The following is a 17,061-nucleotide window of genomic DNA, read 5'->3' on the forward strand; positions in this document are numbered from 1 at the left end:
ACGGTAAAACCATTGCCTCCGCCAGTGATGACAAGACGGTGAAGCTGTGGAATCTCCAGGGGCAGGAACTCCAAACCCTCAAAGGCCATAGCAGTGGGGTCTCTAGCGTGGCATTTAGCCCCAACGGTAAAACCATTGCCTCCGCCAGTGATGACAAGACGGTGAAGCTGTGGAATCTAAATTTGGATAGCCTAATGGAAAAGGGTTGTGATTGGGTAAGCAATTATTTGCGGAATAACCCCAATGTGAGTGATAGTGATCGGCATGTGTGTGATGGAGTTGCCAGGGATAAGGGAAATACCAAGTCTGTGACATCTGGCAACAGATAAAACCTTGATTGAGTTGGTTAGATCAAAAAATTGGGTGAGTGCGATCGCAAGCTCGACAACCCACGCGTCCGCGCACCTCTTCAGTTTTATTAGTTAACCAGAATCCGCTCAATGCCCCGCAACGCGCGCAAAGTCAGCATTTTGAAAACCACCATTAGGAGTCCACACCGGAGTAGCTGGGCGAACTAAACCGCGCGATCGCTCGAACTGGGCTAATCCCGCATTCAGAGGGCTATTGGCGATCGCCACTGTTTCATCATGGTGCGATCGCACCCGACGACAATCAAAATTCAGCACTGGCGGATTCGTCGAAGTGATTCTGAATTCTGCCCTATCCGCTTGCCATCGCTCTCAGCAAGAGCAACATCCTTTTCCACTTGAGCGTAATACCAGGAAAATTTTCCTGGATCTGTGGCGATCGCCAAATCTTTGATATTTTATAGAGGCAAGTAGACTGCACAAGTACATCCAGGAAAATTTTCCTGTAACTTAACGCTTTTGAGCGCAGTTTAGGAACAACCCTGCCCTAGCTTTTTAGGTATGACGAACTCCTTCATGAGCTTTTATGGTTTAAGAAATCAATTCTCGATAATCTCCTAAGTTACGTGACAATAGCCGATTAATGAGATCGCTGGCTAACCTCTGGGCAACTTCGTCTTCACTTTGTATAACTGCTCTCAATATGCCACTGTAATTAACACTAGAATACGACAAAAACCATTCTCTTGCTTGATTACTATCAGCCATAATACACAAGCATTGAACAACATCTTGTGGTAAGGTAGATGCTAAAGTTTCAAGGGTTTCAAGAAAATTACTGGCACGATGCACCGTTCCAAGTAACTTAAAGACATTCATTAGCCTTGCGATCGCCCATTGATTATCGAACTGACCAGAGGCGAACCACCAACTAAAGTACTTGAGATCCGATACTTGCTCAAGTGGAAAAGTAGAGTTGTTAGCTTCAGCAATACGCCACTCTATAAGTTTCTGGAGACGCTGGCGCAATTCTTCATTTAGCTTAAGATCGCCGTAGAGTAATTTCCAGCTAATTTGTCGCATAAACTTTTGACGAAGATCCGCACTAGCATTAGCAAAGAATTTTTGGAGTAAGCTATCAGATTCAGTTATATCTATTTCTTTCCACAAGAATAGATAGACCAAGTGATTAGACAAAGCTCTGCCTGCTTCTGACTGTTGCCGAGAGGTAGGATTTCTGACAGACAATTGCTCTAAAGCACGATCGTATTTTTGTTTTAAAACGCTGAAAACATCATGAAAGATATCGTTGTCAATGTATCCTTCCCAAGCAGCTTCAAACATCCCTTGCAACTCTGGAGACTCAGGGAAAATTCGATCTACGTTGTTCAATGACCATTCTGAAGCTAAGTTGAATAAATGGGGAAACTTGTTGCCGTAAACTGCACGGATAGCAGACGACGGATCTTGCTGAGGATCGAGGTGTTGCTCCAAAATCTGTTGGACTTCAGGTAAGTCATTGAAATCTTGAGAAGCTACATTTTCGTTAGTATCTCGTCTAACCCACAAGGCATACGAAATAACTGCGCGTATCGCTTTGCCCCTCACTGTATTACAAGAAGCATCATAGGCACTGTAATTGCTGCCCTCATATTGAGGGGTAAAGCCTGGTGTAACGCGTGGGTCATCGATGGCGGATTGCAAGAGCTTCCAAACCTGACTGCGAAGTGTCAAGGGTATTTTGTTTGATTCGTTTGCTGAAAGTCCAGATGCAATCAACTCAACAATCGCATCACGAATTCGACTCCAGTCTGAGTATCCGTTTGAGATAGCCTTATTACGTATTTCGTGCAAGTTCTCCTGCATCCATTCGCAGAAATTAACTACAGGTTGCCATGAAAAAAGTGGTTGTCCGCTGACCGAACCTTTCAAGGCTTGTTGTAGTCCTCGAAGCAGCCACTCCATGTACGCCGGATCGAGTTCTTGAAATCTTTCTATTTGACTAACAAAGCTTTCAGGGTTGAAAGCAATCACCTGTTCAGCAAGCTCCAAAGCCAGACCATTCCTGGATTTTCCACCTAAATCCCCAGAAGGCTGCCATTCTCGCAAATAAGTAAATAGCTCATCGATGTTATCTTGAGACATCTGAGCCAATTCAGCCCCTGATTTAGGAGGGACGGAAACATACACAGTATAGCTAAACCTATCATTTACCGAATCTAGAGATATGGGTGGGCCGATTTCCTGGACAAGGCGATCATAAAACTGGTTTAACTCTGGGGGAAGATAATCACTAATAATAGATAGCCAATCTCGTTGCCAATGCTTAATGTAGCTATCTCGTTTATCTTCTTCAATTTCTAGTGCGTCTACCGGCCCTTCGGCTAGCCACTGAAATATTTGATTTTGAGCTTCACTCGGAAGGTTGGTGAATTGCTCCTTCAATAACCGTGCATGTTCGTGTGAGTAACTAAGGTATTTTTCAAGGAATTGAAAACGATCTTGCTGTGTCAAGATCTCAATAATTTTTTCTGAAGCTTGTTCCGGAAACTGCCTTATCAAATGGAGAGCAATGCGATCGAAAATTCGCCAGCGATGGTTTTGGAGTTTTTGCAGCAAATTGTTTACTTGATTTTTATCTGCCTCTGAAATACGTTTAACAACATCAAAAATAGAATCCGTCAAAATGCTTTTGATTCCATGATAATGTCGTTCAATGCTGTCGATGTTGGGACACCACGAATATGAATGATCTTCATAAATTCGATTTGTACGACCAAGCCCTGAAAAGTTTAAATAGCTATCCAGCAAATCACAAAGCATTGTTAGGACTTCATGAGGTTGACTGTCTGCTAATACAGACACATACTCAGCGAGTATTCTGTCGTAAGAGTATTCATCAAAACGAATGACGGGTTGCTTAAATGATAAACTCTCCCCATTTTCAGGCACAAATGCAAGAAGTTCAGTTGCCAATTCAATAGCTATGTCTGCTTGATTTTCAATGCTAATAAGGCGAATAATTAATTTGCCAAACCTGTCTGGTAACTGTCCAAAAAGGTAAGTTTGTTTCTTAAGCCACTTAATTGCTTCCTTAGCCCAAAGGGCGGCTATCTCAGGCGGCATATTCAGAGCGGCTTGTGCTAAGTCCTCGTAAATTCTGATGTTATTACTGCCTAACTCGAAAAGCTGTTTGCTAATTTCCAAAACAGTTTCAGGCTCGTGGGAAGCAACTTTTATCAAGTACTGAGACTGTTGCCAAATAGGAAGCCGAAAGCCCCCAGAATCGGGATCAAATTCTATTGCTGGTGGATTATTGAAAAAGCCTTCTTTTTGGAGTGGTTTGAGCCATGTAGGGGATTCTAGGCGCTCAAAAAAGTATCCAAGAGCAAAGGGACTATTGGGCGTCTTAAGTCGCAAGTAATCAATATGTTGTTGACTTGGTTCGGCTTTAAGTAAATTATCTAGATTTCCTCGAATCAGAGATGCACGAGTTTCAAACCTATCAAGAACTACATCCAGAAGCTCGTTGATTTGTCTCCAAAAGCTTTCAAAATTCTCATCTATTTTCCTGGGCGGAGCTAAATCGTCGCGATGAGCACGCCTATGTAGTCTATCTTCACTGTCTTTATCTGCCAACTTAAGCCAAGTTTCGCCAACAGCAGATATTTCAGGAATTTCTAATGTTTTCAGTACCGCTAGGATTTCGTTTTTGTGGTTGTCGTCGCCAGATTTTTTCTTCCCGTCAGCTGGAGCTAAGATGGGTTTTAGAACGCTGCGGAGAGAACTCTCAACCTCTCGCAACGAATGCCCTACAAAGTGTGTCGTAGATTCCAATGGATCGTCCATTTCCATCATGCGGCAAGCATCTTTATAAAAACCTGCTGCGCCTGGGCCTACTAGGGCGTTTAATCTACGGTAAATGCGCTCCTGTTCAGGATAGGTAAATTTATGAGGTTTCATAACTTGTCTGCAACTAGTTCAGCTGTTCTAGCACAACTAGTTACTTGCTGCGGGAGCATAGGAATTAAAATAGCCTCAGGCTATTGGAGGCTGTTTTACTAACTAGTTTTGAACGCAGGCGATCTGTACAGCTAATCCAGGAAAATTTTCCTGGATTTGTTTTATGAAGTTCTTTTCCTCATCTAATTTCTCGCGCTAATGATGCGAGCTTTGCAATAGCGATAGCTACTTCCAGCAATCATCCCCGTACAAAACCTTTTGGCTACCATCAGGGGCAAAACGAATGCACCAGCCTTGTGTTCTAGCTCGCCATTCATGGTAGGCTGTTGCAGCTATAAATATGGCTAACGTGCCCAATCCCGTGGTCAACAACACCCGCTTCCAGCGCATATTTTTCTTAGCTCTCAGTTGCCATGAACACCACCGTTTCTAGCATCTGCGGATGTGATTAGCAAGGTACTGCTGACTGAAAACGCCACCTAGTCGAGTGGCGTTTTGCTGCGTGAACGTGGAAACGTGAAAAATTTCACGATTTTAATCTTTCTTCCGCAAATTGCGATTAACCAGTCGCTTGTTACTTCCCTCTGCGTAGGCATTAAAGCCCAACACCCAAACAACCCTGTGCAATTCTGCTGGCTTCCACCCTTCTGCGCTTGCTAAATCAAGAATTTGCTGGTGAAGTTCCTCTGGCACAGCAAAAGTTATCTTGACCATCTTGGGGGCGTTCGTTTCTGGCATGGTATCCACTTCATATACGGCTGGTTGTTCCATAATTTTCGCCTTAGTGGTAGCTACTTGGTAGGGTTTAATTAAAAATAGTTTACCATAGGTTTACCTAGTGGTAGGCACTAGGGTGCTTTTGCAGTACAATGCTTACAAAAGTTAAAAGCGATCGCATACTTAGCAGACCGTGATCGCTTCCCCCCGAAGGCAGTTCCATCCAAACAAGACTTGGAGGCAAATTAATAATGGCACAGATCGCAGATGCTCAACACTGCCAAATTCCTTTCAGTAACGAGCAAAAACTAGAGAAGATAGCTCAGGATTTATTGGATAAAGAAGGCTTGGCAGGAAAGTTTTACCCGAAAGAACGTGACTTTGTAATGGCTGCATCGCGTTTGGTTATGAAAGTAATCGAAAATTTCTACAGTGCTTCAGGCGGGCAGCCTCCAACATTAAGCACGGTGAGAGCTTGGTTTTATCGAGATTGTCCCGACTGGGCGATCGCAGTCCTAGCAAACCAGGTTCAGCAAAAATAACTGTGGGAAATCCCACAAATCTGTAGCGCCATCAGGCGCTTTTTTTTATTGTTTGAACGTGGGCTTTTCCTGAACCGACTGTGAACTGACCGTGAATAAGACCATGACCCGATCGCGGCCTAGAGAGTTTTGCCGTTCGTGGCAGGACATATACCTGAACGAATGGGCGAACAAGGAGATAGACGATGTTCTTCCCCAGAGAGTCGTTCATCTACCAAGAGTAGCCGTGTGCCGAGAGTTGTATGGGGGATCGGAATCAACTTTGAAGAGGGATCTATCGTGCTTGGTGCCGATGAAAATTAAGCCAAAAGGCTTTGACTTCAAGCCCCAAGACGAGGGATTCAGTAGAGAGACAATGCAGGTTTTGTTTGAATTTCGGAAGCTTGTAAAACGCTTCCAGTACGAAACTGCCGTAGACAAAATTCGCCAAAGAATGGAGGAGATTTATGGGAATTCAGAATGCTCAAGCCAAAGCTAGAGGCACCGCCAAGCCTGCCGAAACTCGGTCAGAAGAGACAGGACAAGAAGCTGGGTATCAGTTGGATGAGCAGTTTGATGCCTTCGATACAGCTGTTGCAGACAGCATTGTTGATTTGCGCGGCGCTCGGATTATGCAGCTAGTGCTGACCCGAATTGCTGGTGGCGACATGGGACGAATCGCCCCGAAGATGTTCAAATCCTTTGAAGCCGGGACTTTGGCGACGCTGGGGGAGCAAGCGAAGCAGCTGACAGAGTGGCACGAGAAACCTCTGAAAGCCCTAGCGCCAGCCGACAAATCGAAAGCATCATAATGCTGTTTTATATGAAGAAAATTACCCAGTTTGTTGACGTTTTACTTTGGGTTTTGGTTTTTCTGGGAATTATTGGGGGAGGACTTTCTGCCTATGTAATTTGTAGTTTTTTGGTTAGCGGCAATGGAACAGAAGCAACAGTTCAGCCTGTTCGACCTGTTTTGGATGGTGGCGATCGCAGTCGTGATCGTTTTTCTCTGGATGGAAAACTCTCGACTGAAGCAGGGGATTCAAAACAAGGAATTAGATAATGCCGCCTGTGGCGCTCAACTTGAGCGCCAGAAAGCGGAATCCGAAGGGTTGATAAAAGGCGTTCTTCTTAGGAGGTGAAAAATGGCAGATAAAAAAACATTCGCTTCAGCCTTTGCAAGTGCCTTAGTCAAGGTTAGAAATGGTCAAAATTCGTCAGTGGCGGACAGCCCTGACACCTCGAAAAGCACTACTGACAGGGCTAACACTCCCATCGCGCCGTCAGTCACCGGATTAATAAAATCCTTTGATTCAGCGCCCGAAATGCAGGGATTGCTGAACAGCTATTTTGGCATTGGGGACTTCCTGACGACGCTGCCAGGGATGACACCGAATGAAATAGGCCAGATGGCTGATCAGCTAGATCAGCTAAATTTCCTTCTGGATAATTTGCCTGCAATTGAGCAGAACCTGACGAGCTATATCGGTGGGATAGTTAAATATCACGAATTCGTGAATCGCTGCGTCAAACAAGGTGTAGCAGGCATTGAGAAAGTTGATCAGTCTGTTTTGGATATCTTCGTTGCCCACAAGGGGCATCTAGGAAATCAAAAGAAACTCGCGGCGGATAGCAGAACGGCTGTTGAGCAAATTGAGAATGAAGTTAGCAGCCATATTGAACTCCAGGAACACAAGCTACAGGCGGCCTTAAAACGGGCTGCTAAAAAGCTCAAAGCTGATAAGGAAAAGGAGACAGCCAAGGCTGAAACCGAACCCAACGAAAAGCCTGTAGAGATGGTTGCGGTGCTGGACACTAGGGCTAGACTAAAAAGGTTGATGCAATATGGGACGACCAGCCCGAAAGCATTCGCCCCAACCAAATCGGCTGCTGTCCCTGAAGGCGGGATGAAAAATGGCACCGCCGCCAACTCAGTTTTTGAATTCTTGTCAGGTAAATAGCCAATGGCGAAGATTTCAAAGCGTCTCAAAATGATGAAACTTGTTCATTTTGGCAGCGCATACGGATTTTGGTTTTCGCTTGGTGTGAGCGCTGCTCACTTCTCCCGCCTGTTGGTAGGAGGCTGGATTATTTACATTGCCTTGAAGCTGTCGATCGCCGGCTGGTTGCTCCTAATCCCGCCCGAAGATGCCTCCCAAGAAACCTTGATGCTTCGGCGGTTGAGTGGGTTAGCGATGGCGCTCTCGATCGCGGCGTTTTGGGATGCACTTTTTATGGTTTTGAACAACCCAATTACGTTGGGCAGTTTGATTCTCCCGACATGGCAAGTTGGCTTTATTGGGTTGGGTGTCGTGATAGCGATGATGATGCTGTTGGTATTTGTGAAGTAGGGATTATATGCTGCACAGACTTTATGCTCCCGCGAGTGCGGGACTTTTCATTTGTGGAGCTATAGCTGCAATCGGTAGCTTATCGGGATATTTCAATTCCCGGCTGGAGTATTGCGACGCGGCGACAAACCCATGTACCAGAGTTGCAATTTCTGTTGATGTCACACCTCCCAAGACAGCGCAGAATGCAGTTGTGCTGCCAGGGAACGGCAAAATGCGCCTGTCTCTCGGATTAGTGGCAATGGCACTTTTGGCTGGGGGTTATGTTGTCTCCGGTTTAGAAGTTGAAAGTTTGGCGATCGCCGCCAAAGAGGAAGAAAACGATGCTGAACTTGAGGAGAAGCGACAAGCGATTCTGGCTGACGAGGAAGAGAAAAAGCTGCTTTTGTCGTCGGATATTCGATTTAAGGATTTTGAACAGCAGCTGCTTGATGGGTATGCCATGCTGCTGCTGGAAAACAATCCTGAGTTAGCCGAACAGATTTTAGCCGAAAAACCATCCGCTCAGATTGAATCAACGGGAGTAGCTGCCACAGCCACAATAGATGCTGCCGCTACTGCAATCGACCAGGATTCGCTTGATACTGTCCAAGACACATTTTCCCCTCTAGTAGTTGGCGATAATGCCTTAAGCTCGCTTATCGCCGCTGGCTCACGAGCAATTGACGGGCTAATCGATACCAGTCAAAGCCTAATTTTCCTGGGAACGCCCGGAGCCGGTAAATCAGTATCGCTGGGAATTGTGGTTGGTCGAAAGAAAAAGCGGTTTGGTGATAGGCTTCGCTTGTATGCGATCGCCATGAAGAACGACGGCTTTTCGGGGGCGACGGTTGCGCGGCTCAATGCTGATTCCAACCAGTGCTATGACATTTTGTTGGAGGTAATCACAGAACTACGCAAACGGGCGGCTATGGCGAAATCAGAAAGAGAGGAATACTGTGAGGAAACTCCAGTAATCCTGATTCTGGACGATTTCATGTCTCAACAAAAACTACTTAGTTCGTCGCTGAGTAAGAAAATTGTCAGGTATCCAGAGGAGTCTGGAGCTTATCAGAAAATCTCTTTGGGCGACGCTTTCAACGCTGCAATGGCAGAGATTATTTTTAATGGACGAGAGCTTAATGTCGCTGGCTACGTTGGAACCCAGTCATCGAATATTGAAGACTTGAAATTCTTGTCTTCCAAGGGTGGACGAGCAGGCGTTATCCTGATGTACCAGGCGTTCCGCAACGTGAAAAAGAATCAAGGTAATTACGAAATTATTAGTCAGGCGATCGGCAACCAGCACGTCATTGCTGATGCCAAAGAAAGGGAGCGGATGAGGGCGATTTTCCCAGAAGCTAAAGCTTTGTCCGTGCAAGAGCAGCGCCCGATGGTTTTGTCCTCGAACGCAGACACCGGAGAATTTATTCTTGGCATCGTCCCTGACATGAGGGAGGAGTACAGGGAGTACGAACGCCTTTACAACGGTGCAGATGATGAAGTTGCTAGCTTTGCCTGGACGATTCGCAAGGTCAGCGACTTGTACCCAGACACTACGGCAGACGCCTTGTTCAATGAAATTCGCAATCGGGTAAACGATGGGATGTCAGAACGGGAAATTATCAGAACCGTTCTTAAGTGCGCGGAGAACAAGCAACATTCCACGCGATCGTACAGCGTCCACGGGAAAACGTTGTTCCGTTGGCTGATTGATAACTACGACAACGGCGAATTAGAAGCAATGCTGGAAGCTGATGGCAATTAAAACCACCTTTGAGTACGCTGAAAACTGGCGGATGACCTGTAAGAGGGGATTACGGTTGATGCCATTCTGTACATGCAATCCCATGCATGGGAGAGCCGTAGTCGTGCATCACGTTAAGTACAAGCGCAGTCCAATCCGGCGATTGCTGGGACTGCTTTTATTCCACAGCCCTAGAGCAACTGTGTCTGGGCGGGAGATTATTGGCTACGATGCGTTTCCGATCTGCGAAAATTGCCACCATAACGTTTATGGGCGTAGCGATCGCCCAAATAGCGTTCACTACACGAAAGTCTGGAAGCAATTGGGTGGTTTGGATAACCACAATGTCCCAGCGCTGGCTTGGCGATTGAGATTTAAATTTTGGTTTTGGGTAATAGTTTTGCACTCGATTAGGTTCCTGAATTCATTATTTAGAAAGGCAAAGTAATGTTTATTGTTCGAGATATTTTAGTTGAAGTTAGTTGGTGGAAACACCAAGAAATTTATCACTGGGTAGCGTACCAAAAAGGCGAGAAAATTCTAGATAGTCAGTGTTGTAGCGGGTTTGAGAGAGAATCTGACGCGACCAAACACGCAGAACAGGAAGTTAATTATTATTTAGAAAATCAAGAAGAGGCAGAAGAGTGATGCTTGATCTAAGCCAGAAACAACTCGAATTCCTAGCAATTGTGGACGGACAGGATGACTGGAACCCATCAGCCTTCCTTGATGTGGTTACAGAGCATTATGAAACTGCTAAAGAGAAGCCTTTCGACAAAACAGAATTTGAAAAAATGATGCAAGAGGTAAGAAAGTTGACAACAGAAAAGATTGCCGAATTTCAAATTGCACTCAATATTATGGAGAGTTTATGATCGAACTATCTGAAGCTTTAACAATTCTTGCTACCAGCCCAGTTGCCAAAGATCGAGAAGCGATCGCACGCCTCGAAAAAACTGCACAAACAGACATTCACAGCATCGTAAAGGGGCTAGAAAACCAATCCACACTGGCAGAAATTGGACTATTCGATTCACTAGGCGAGAGAAGAAAAGCAACAACAAGGCTGATTGTCTCTGCGGGGTTGATGTGCAGTGGGTTATCCTGTATAGTCGCTATTTTGTTCCGCCCGAACTTGGCGATCGCAATTACGCCAGTTGGCTTCATAACGGGGGCGGCGACAAGTAGTTTGATATTGGCGAATGAAACTAGGAAAAACTTGAGATAATCATCTCTGTCTATAAAGAACCTATGTTCGCTTGAAATGCTGATACAATGCCAGACGAAAACGAACTTCGTATCAAATTTAGAACCGATGAAGAATGGGATTTACTGACGCTCCTTCGAGTCAAGTCCCATTCTGAAGGGTTGTCTGTGGAGCAATATATTATCAACGAGCTTAAGAAGTACGTTGAATTTTCAGCCCCACCTCCGCCAGCAAATCCTACTCTTTCTCTAACTCAAATGGACGAGGTTCGACGACGGATTAGCAATGTTGATATGTCCTGCCGCGGTGAAATCGCAAAAGTCAAAAAAGATATTAATTTCTTGGCGGAAGTGATCGCTGCTATCCAAGCCGAGTTAGATAGTAAAAATAATATAAGTTAAACTACTTTTAACGATGTAGTTTTTATGTTTGTGTTTGTTTATTTAGCGCAAGCATGGAAACTAGTGGTGGGCAATCCCCACCATTTCTTGTTTGGTAAACTACCCGCCACTGACAGCCGTACAGGTACAGTGGGGGCTTTCAGAAGCCCTAGAAATATCAAATAAGTTTAGTTGCACATACTCAGTCTTTTTACTAATACGCACATCTAACTTACAAGATAATCCCGAACCACGAGGCTGGTTTACAATCACAGCCCCAATTGTAGAAATGTTTTTCGCACCATTCAAATCAGCATCACCAATCCGAGTACTTATCTGGTGGGGGACTCCTTGCTATGGAAGTTGATTTGTTTTGATTCGCGGTTCCCGATCTGGCAGTTGGTTGATAACTAGATTTCCGGCACAATTTTACCGCGAACTCGTACTTTGCTACGAGTTTCAATCCAAACCTTAGCACCACAAGGTAAAGGCTGATACGGTCGGTAAACAACGGTCGCTATTACCTGACCATCGAAATCCAAAATATCAACACGATTCGCATAAATATTTTCCTCAGCTAACTTAACAGAAATTACTGGTAACTTTGCGCCTTGGTTATTAGCTCGGATGTTGTGCTGATTGACATGAATTCTCAGAAGCATTTTATTCAGTGTTAGCATAACCTCTTTTCTGTAACCCCAGTGATTGTCCGGTTGACGCTCAAAAGGCTCACTTCATTATTCTTGAAGAGGTATTTCAGCTTTCTTGTTGTGCTACAAAATCAAAATCCAAGAACAGAAAAAATTACAGAAAACTGGGCATATTACTGCGGCGATACTTTTCAATTCTGGACAGGGCCAAAACCAGCAGATGGCGACCCGCATTCAGAAACAATTACCAAGCAAATTGAAGAAGGATATATTTCCAATAATCTCATCAAAGAATGTGTCGATCGCAACGTAGCAGCAATGATTGGCTTGATGCCCCACTGGTTTTTGTACAGCGGCAGTGAGGTAAGCGACCCAAATAAAGAGGAGCGATCGCCCCAAATTATTGAAGCCGAGAAAATCTTGCAAACTTGGATAACTCAAATGCTCAAGCATATTGCCATGCAGGACGCTGATGAAGATGCCAACCCCTTAACAATGGCAGTTACCCAAATGCTAGTAACTGGCCGAGGCTACCTGCGGCTTTATCGCCCTAAGCGATACAAAAATCTGCGATCGGCCAAACTCTATCAGAAAATTCGTTTGCATTGCCCACCACTCGGAAGCGTCAGAGTGGATAGGGACGACGATGGCGAGATTGAGCAGATTGCTTATACTTACAAAGGCGGAACTGAAATTCAATCTTTAGATCCCGAAACTGGGAAATTGACTTTTACAGTTACGCATTCCGGCGAACATAATAATAGTCAACAAAACCAGTCAGAAAGCTGGGAAGCAGACTTTGGTGGGCGGTGGACAATTTACGAATTGCGATCGCCTCCAATCATTAATAAAGACATCAAGCGTTTGCAAAATGCCATCAATAAGGCTCTAACTATGTTAGGGCGAAACCTAGATTTAGCAGGCTTTTTGGAGCGAGTAATCACCAACGCTCAAACCCCAGGTGAGTGGGTTGAAGATTTCAATCGCCCAGGAAAACAGCGCTTTGTGCCTGATAAAAATGGGTTACAAATGGGAGCAGGAAAAACGACGTTTTTATCTGGGATAAAACTTCAGGGTGGGGATTACACTACTCCTGGTGTCACCTACCGCGATCCAATTGACATTACAACTTTTGTAAGTTCTGTTGGCTTATTTGCAGCACGGCTATATTTGGCCTTCAATCAAGGACATATTCTAGCCTCCGGCGATGGCGCAATTTCGGGGATATCCAGAGTGCAACTAAGACAAGATGCTAACTTGAGTCTTGACCGTCCTGCCCCAGTAATAGAAAACGCTTTTGCCAACATATTAGAAGTAGTGCTACGGTTCGTTGAGCCAGTTAAATATAAGGACACCTTCGCGACTGTAAAACTTCGCAAGGTAATTAATTATATCACTCCTGAAGAGACAGCAGAAACCCGCACTAACTATCAAGTTAGACTGATTTCTCGAACTACTGCTATGAGTAATTTAGGGATAGAAGATCCCGATGCTGAGGCAGCTCTAATTGATGAAGAATTAGCCAAAGATGCGATGAGCGCCGCATTTGCTATTCCTGGGGCTTTGGGAGACCCCACCCCCAAATCGGATAATCCATTGGAGAAATAGGTTTTTGTTCTGAATTTAAGGCTGATTTCGCTCGTGCCAGCATTCGGAATTCTTCATTCGATCGCCGATTAAGATAATTTTGCAAAAGCTCTTTATCTTCAAATATCAAGCAATCTTCTAATTGCTCGGCATCAAAGAAAACTCGAATCCCATAGAAGCAAATATGCGGGACTTGGAGAGCGTCTGGGAGTATCGCCGTATTTTCTCCAGCCCTAACTTCTGTAAAATGCTTTTCTAGCATCTCCCTTAAATTCTCTCGAAAAACTATTCCAACAATTGTTTCCTCAGTGTTAAAAAACTTATCTAAATAACTAGCGCTAAAGTCCATAAATTATGAATGATGCCTTTGATGTGGTTCGCCGTTTTGATAGTATTTTACAAACTTCGGAAGAGTCTATCATTAAGCAGATATTTCAGGCTCTAGCCACAAGCTATGCCCAATTAGAGGATAGCTTAAGGCGATCGCATGACAGGTTTTCTTCTACCGCTCAACCCAACTTAACTGGTTTACAGCGATCGGCATTGCTACTGCAAGAAGTTGAGCAGTTACTAAATTTACTCCCCCCAACGACTGCGGCAACCCTCGAAACAGAAGTTACGCAACTGATAAATCAAGCTGCCCAAAATGGAAGTTCAATGGCGCGAGAGTTGGTAGCAACGATCGCACCCGACACAATCATATTGCCGAGTACCGTGCCTGTCGAGGCTTTGAAAAGTGCGGTATCCGATGCCATGACTTGGTTAACAGGAACTGGAACAGAATTTAAAACCGCCGCCAAACAAGTCATCGCTCAAGGCTTAATTCAAAACAAGGGAACTGTTTGGACAATGGGTGTGCTACGGCGCAATTTGGGTATCTCAAAACGCAACGCTGAAAGTATCGCGCGCACTGCCACACTCCAAGCTACCGACCAAACGACCAGGGAATGCTACGAAACTAACTCTATCGGTTATGTTCAAAGAGTTTCAGCAGAAGACGAGCGGGTTTGTGGCTTTTGTGCGTTGCGCTGTGGAAATATTTATCGGTTGAACGAAGCGTTTGCCATTCTCCATGTCCGATGCCGTTGCTATCTGATGCCTGTTAAGCCAGAGTGGATTGCGTCGGGGTTGGTCGATTTGGAATGGATGCGATCGCACCACGCCACCACAGCCGCGATTGCCCAAACTCCCCTCAACCCAGGTTTGGTTCAATTTGAGCGAGCGCGCGGATTAACCCGTCCAGCTACCCCGGTGTGGACTCCCAATGGTGGATTTCAAGATGCTGACTTTGCCCGCGCTGCGGGTGGCTGAAACAGGCTCCTAATCTTGCATCCAGTTTCTTCGCTACAATCCCTTCCAGTTGGGGTTTGCTCGTGAGTTTTCGGTATTATCTCTGGCTTGACCTGCTCTTAACAAAAGTATATAAGGAGAACCAGGAAAATTTTCCTGGTTCTCCTTATATTTTCTCAAGATACATACACCCATCACATGGGCCAGATGGATTTATAGTGCAGCGTAAATGCTGTGATCTAGCATTATATTTGCAGTTGCGATCGCCTATTGTAGGAATTTGAAATAACGGAATCGCCATGCCCGTTATATAAGCTTCTGCTTGTGTGGATAATAGCTCTCCATTAGAAGTGCTGGATATTCTAATGCGATCGCTAAGACTTGAACCTAAAACATTAAGACATCCTCTAAATCGCTCAAGATATCCAAGTCCTATTACAAGATCAGCTCCAGTTCGTAGTCCATCAGAGTCGCGCCATCGAAAGATGATTGTCCAGTTTCGCCATTCTTGATACAGATATGCGTCAACTTGTAATAATCCTGGGTCAAGTTGTTCGATTACAAATTTAAGTAAGTGCTTGATATCTTTCGTATCAATTTCGTGGGTAGCATCACTCCACAGGTGTAAATCGCAGTTTGTCAGAAATTCTAAAATGCTCTCAATCTGGTTCATATTTACGGTAGCTCGCTTGAAAATTTTCCTGCTTCTAAATTATTCCGTGTCCCTCCGAAGCGAACCGTCACCGCACATAGCAGCTTGTTGCCGCAGTGTCGGTATCTGGACGAAGGACAAAATATTGAGCGCTAGGATCTATAGGTGTCCCGTCCGCTTTTTGAATAATATATTTACCGAACAAGCCTGTCATCTAGTACTCCAATCTGGACAAGGTATAAAGTTTAATCCCATTGGATAAATAACACACAAAAAGCCTTCGTTTGTACTAGCCCCAGAGGCACATTGCAAACACTGAATGGTTTGCTGTTTGGCTAAATTACGAGAGCGAAATATCTTTTCTCTGTTAGCTTCAAAAATAGCTATGTGGTGATCGCGTTTGTCTAACCATTCGGCATAAGCCTCAGCCCTTTCGGCTAAGAAGCTCTCTACCCTTTGTCGGGAATAAAGTTGGATAGGGGCTGCATTGCGTCCGTGGGGATTATCAAGAGTGCGATCGCACTTCCCCAATTCTTTAATCCAACTTGGCGACAGTAGATATTTTTCCCTAAGCGCACTTTTCGTTAACCAGCTATCTTTCGGTTGCCATCTGCAACTAGTGGTGCGGTAGAGTGAAATCCATTTGCCACATTCCTCGTCGTTATCCCAGCCCCAAGCAACCCCGTCCGGTTTTGTGTCGGGAATTGGGGCTAAATTTTGCTTTCGTAATTCCCCTACGGTTTGCAAGTCGGCTCTATCATCCCATTGATAAATTTGAGGTAAATTGCGATCGTCTATCTCGCAATCCTTCTCATCATAAAGCCAGATGTAAATTCCTTTCTTTTGAAGGTAGATTACTCCGGCGGCGCATGTACCTACTTTAGGTTTTAAGTTCTTTTTGTGGAGGTTTACTCGGCTTTTTAGATGGTCTGGATTTGAGCCATATTCATAGCGAATAACTCCAGGGCAAGTCGTTACCGTGTTTGATGTTTTCCACTCCCAACGACAAACTTCACATTGAAAACCAAGAGAGGTTTTTACTAGCTGATGGCTCATAAAAAATCTATGTCAGCACACACTTGTCAGTATTATACTAAGCAAACGGACAAAGCTTTTTTGTGCGGAAATACTAGCATAATTAAACCCTGCACGAAGCAGGGTTTTACTTTTATTTAAAGCCTAGCTATAGCCCCCTCAATTGAAATTAGTCGGGAATGAGATGCATAGCCCGCAAGTCGGATATCGATTTCTCGTCCCATTCTATAGGGCAATTCGCTTTAACGTTTTCAGCAAACTGAGTAGCTTCCTGAAAACCACCGTTGTATTTAATTACGATTTCATAATGAATACAATGCTCGCCCTTAAATACCTTTAAAGTAAAAATTTCTATGCAGTGAAATATTTTTATTACTTACACCCCTTATTTTATTAACGGATAATACTTAATCCGCCTATAAGGGTATCCGCCGAGATACCTGCACAATGGTACACGTTTTAAAGTTATGTAACGAAGATGTTTGAAATTTTTGATTTTACTTTGTTCCAATACCGGATTGAGCGAGCGTATTCCTTCTTCTAAAAACATCCCTTAAAAAGCTCATTAATAGGCAAGTATCAGCAACGAAAAGTTATAAAAGCTTGCTTTAACCGGGCAAAATCCTGATTCGTCCGGTGTCATTTCGGGGAAGTTAGTAAATCAATAAGGCGTA

General features: G+C 44.5%; 23 protein-coding genes. 14 read left to right on the forward strand and 9 right to left on the reverse strand.

What is annotated here, in order from left to right; genetic code table 11:
• Window positions 1–329 (forward strand): WD40 repeat domain-containing protein (locus V7K76_RS23160; protein WP_335030023.1); only part of this gene is annotated, 329 nt, incomplete at its 5' end.
• A gap of 108 nt (window positions 330–437) precedes the next feature.
• Here V7K76_RS23160 and V7K76_RS23165 read toward each other — a convergent pair.
• The 4 genes from V7K76_RS23165 to V7K76_RS23180 form a co-directional block, all read right to left on the reverse strand.
• The gene (locus V7K76_RS23165; RefSeq protein WP_335030025.1) at window positions 438–626 is read right to left on the reverse strand and encodes a hypothetical protein; all 189 of its coding nucleotides are present in this window, start codon (window positions 624–626) and stop codon (window positions 438–440) included.
• A gap of 273 nt (window positions 627–899) precedes the next feature.
• Complete coding sequence (locus tag V7K76_RS23170) at window positions 900–4,271, reverse strand: hypothetical protein (protein WP_335030026.1); 3,372 nt, start codon at window positions 4,269–4,271, stop codon at window positions 900–902.
• 225 nt (window positions 4,272–4,496) lie between these two features.
• The gene (locus V7K76_RS23175; RefSeq protein ID WP_335030027.1) at window positions 4,497–4,661 is read right to left on the reverse strand and encodes a hypothetical protein; all 165 of its coding nucleotides are present in this window, start codon (window positions 4,659–4,661) and stop codon (window positions 4,497–4,499) included.
• 144 nt (window positions 4,662–4,805) lie between these two features.
• A complete protein-coding gene (locus tag V7K76_RS23180) occupies window positions 4,806–5,042 on the reverse strand; it encodes a hypothetical protein (protein ID WP_335030028.1) in 237 nt (78 codons plus the stop codon).
• Window positions 5,043–5,239: 197 nt separating this feature from the next.
• On the opposite strand from V7K76_RS23180, the gene V7K76_RS23185 reads away from it, so the two are divergent.
• The 11 genes from V7K76_RS23185 (at window position 5,240) to V7K76_RS23235 (ending at window position 11,194) form a co-directional block, all read left to right on the forward strand.
• Window positions 5,240–5,530, forward strand: a complete 291-nt coding sequence (locus tag V7K76_RS23185) for a hypothetical protein (protein ID WP_335030029.1) — start codon at window positions 5,240–5,242, stop codon at window positions 5,528–5,530.
• Window positions 5,531–5,976: 446 nt separating this feature from the next.
• Window positions 5,977–6,321, forward strand: a complete 345-nt coding sequence (locus tag V7K76_RS23190) for a hypothetical protein (RefSeq protein ID WP_335030030.1) — start codon at window positions 5,977–5,979, stop codon at window positions 6,319–6,321.
• Window positions 6,322–6,332: 11 nt separating this feature from the next.
• Window positions 6,333–6,572, forward strand: a complete 240-nt coding sequence (locus tag V7K76_RS23195; RefSeq protein ID WP_335030031.1) for a hypothetical protein — start codon at window positions 6,333–6,335, stop codon at window positions 6,570–6,572.
• 82 nt (window positions 6,573–6,654) lie between these two features.
• Complete coding sequence (locus tag V7K76_RS23200) at window positions 6,655–7,470, forward strand: hypothetical protein (RefSeq protein WP_335030032.1); 816 nt, start codon at window positions 6,655–6,657, stop codon at window positions 7,468–7,470.
• A gap of 84 nt (window positions 7,471–7,554) precedes the next feature.
• On the forward strand, window positions 7,555–7,860 hold the full coding sequence (locus tag V7K76_RS23205) for a hypothetical protein (RefSeq protein ID WP_335030033.1): 306 nt from the start codon (window positions 7,555–7,557) through the stop codon (window positions 7,858–7,860).
• 7 nt (window positions 7,861–7,867) lie between these two features.
• Window positions 7,868–9,607: a hypothetical protein gene (locus V7K76_RS23210; RefSeq protein WP_335030034.1), complete on the forward strand. Its 1,740-nt coding sequence runs from the start codon at window positions 7,868–7,870 to the stop codon at window positions 9,605–9,607.
• Entirely contained in the window at window positions 9,597–10,034 is a 438-nt protein-coding gene (locus tag V7K76_RS23215; RefSeq protein ID WP_335030035.1) for a hypothetical protein, read from the forward strand. Before V7K76_RS23210 ends, V7K76_RS23215 begins: the two co-directional genes overlap by 11 nt.
• A complete protein-coding gene (locus V7K76_RS23220) occupies window positions 10,034–10,234 on the forward strand; it encodes a hypothetical protein (RefSeq protein WP_335030036.1) in 201 nt (66 codons plus the stop codon). The genes V7K76_RS23215 and V7K76_RS23220 overlap by 1 nt, the downstream gene beginning before the upstream one ends.
• Window positions 10,234–10,461: a hypothetical protein gene (locus V7K76_RS23225; RefSeq protein WP_335030037.1), complete on the forward strand. Its 228-nt coding sequence runs from the start codon at window positions 10,234–10,236 to the stop codon at window positions 10,459–10,461. The genes V7K76_RS23220 and V7K76_RS23225 overlap by 1 nt, the downstream gene beginning before the upstream one ends.
• Window positions 10,458–10,814, forward strand: coding sequence for a hypothetical protein (locus V7K76_RS23230; protein ID WP_335030038.1), 357 nt, complete (start codon window positions 10,458–10,460; stop codon window positions 10,812–10,814). Before V7K76_RS23225 ends, V7K76_RS23230 begins: the two co-directional genes overlap by 4 nt.
• A 47-nt stretch (window positions 10,815–10,861) precedes the next feature.
• Window positions 10,862–11,194, forward strand: a complete 333-nt coding sequence (locus V7K76_RS23235; protein WP_335030040.1) for a hypothetical protein — start codon at window positions 10,862–10,864, stop codon at window positions 11,192–11,194.
• A gap of 389 nt (window positions 11,195–11,583) precedes the next feature.
• Here V7K76_RS23235 and V7K76_RS23240 read toward each other — a convergent pair whose 3' ends face one another.
• Window positions 11,584–11,853 carry a hypothetical protein gene (locus tag V7K76_RS23240; protein ID WP_335030041.1) on the reverse strand — a complete coding sequence of 90 codons (270 nt, stop codon included), beginning with the start codon at window positions 11,851–11,853 and terminating at the stop codon, window positions 11,584–11,586.
• A 90-nt stretch (window positions 11,854–11,943) separates the two neighbouring features.
• Here V7K76_RS23240 and V7K76_RS23245 point away from each other — a divergent pair, with 90 nt between their 5' ends.
• Complete coding sequence (locus tag V7K76_RS23245; RefSeq protein WP_335030043.1) at window positions 11,944–13,431, forward strand: hypothetical protein; 1,488 nt, start codon at window positions 11,944–11,946, stop codon at window positions 13,429–13,431.
• Here V7K76_RS23245 and V7K76_RS23250 read toward each other — a convergent pair.
• Window positions 13,373–13,759, reverse strand: a complete 387-nt coding sequence (locus V7K76_RS23250) for a hypothetical protein (protein ID WP_335030044.1) — start codon at window positions 13,757–13,759, stop codon at window positions 13,373–13,375. The genes V7K76_RS23245 and V7K76_RS23250 overlap by 59 nt on opposite strands.
• A gap of 5 nt (window positions 13,760–13,764) precedes the next feature.
• Between V7K76_RS23250 and V7K76_RS23255 the strand changes: the two genes are divergently transcribed.
• Window positions 13,765–14,721, forward strand: coding sequence for a minor capsid protein (locus tag V7K76_RS23255; protein ID WP_335030045.1), 957 nt, complete (start codon window positions 13,765–13,767; stop codon window positions 14,719–14,721).
• 145 nt (window positions 14,722–14,866) lie between these two features.
• On the opposite strand, the gene V7K76_RS23260 is transcribed toward V7K76_RS23255, so the two are convergent.
• The 3 genes from V7K76_RS23260 to V7K76_RS23270 all read right to left on the reverse strand — a co-directional run bounded on the left by V7K76_RS23260 (window position 14,867) and on the right by V7K76_RS23270 (window position 16,408).
• Window positions 14,867–15,373: a DUF6464 family protein gene (locus V7K76_RS23260; RefSeq protein WP_335030047.1), complete on the reverse strand. Its 507-nt coding sequence runs from the start codon at window positions 15,371–15,373 to the stop codon at window positions 14,867–14,869.
• Between the two features lie 67 nt (window positions 15,374–15,440).
• Window positions 15,441–15,566, reverse strand: a complete 126-nt coding sequence (locus V7K76_RS23265) for a hypothetical protein (RefSeq protein ID WP_335030048.1) — start codon at window positions 15,564–15,566, stop codon at window positions 15,441–15,443.
• Complete coding sequence (locus tag V7K76_RS23270; RefSeq protein WP_335030050.1) at window positions 15,563–16,408, reverse strand: hypothetical protein; 846 nt, start codon at window positions 16,406–16,408, stop codon at window positions 15,563–15,565. Before V7K76_RS23270 ends, V7K76_RS23265 begins: the two co-directional genes overlap by 4 nt.
• Window positions 16,409–17,061: the final 653 nt, after the last annotated feature.

It is taken from the genome of Nostoc sp., from assembly GCF_036917975.1.
Taxonomy (GTDB): Bacteria; Cyanobacteriota; Cyanobacteriia; order Cyanobacteriales; family Nostocaceae; genus Nostoc.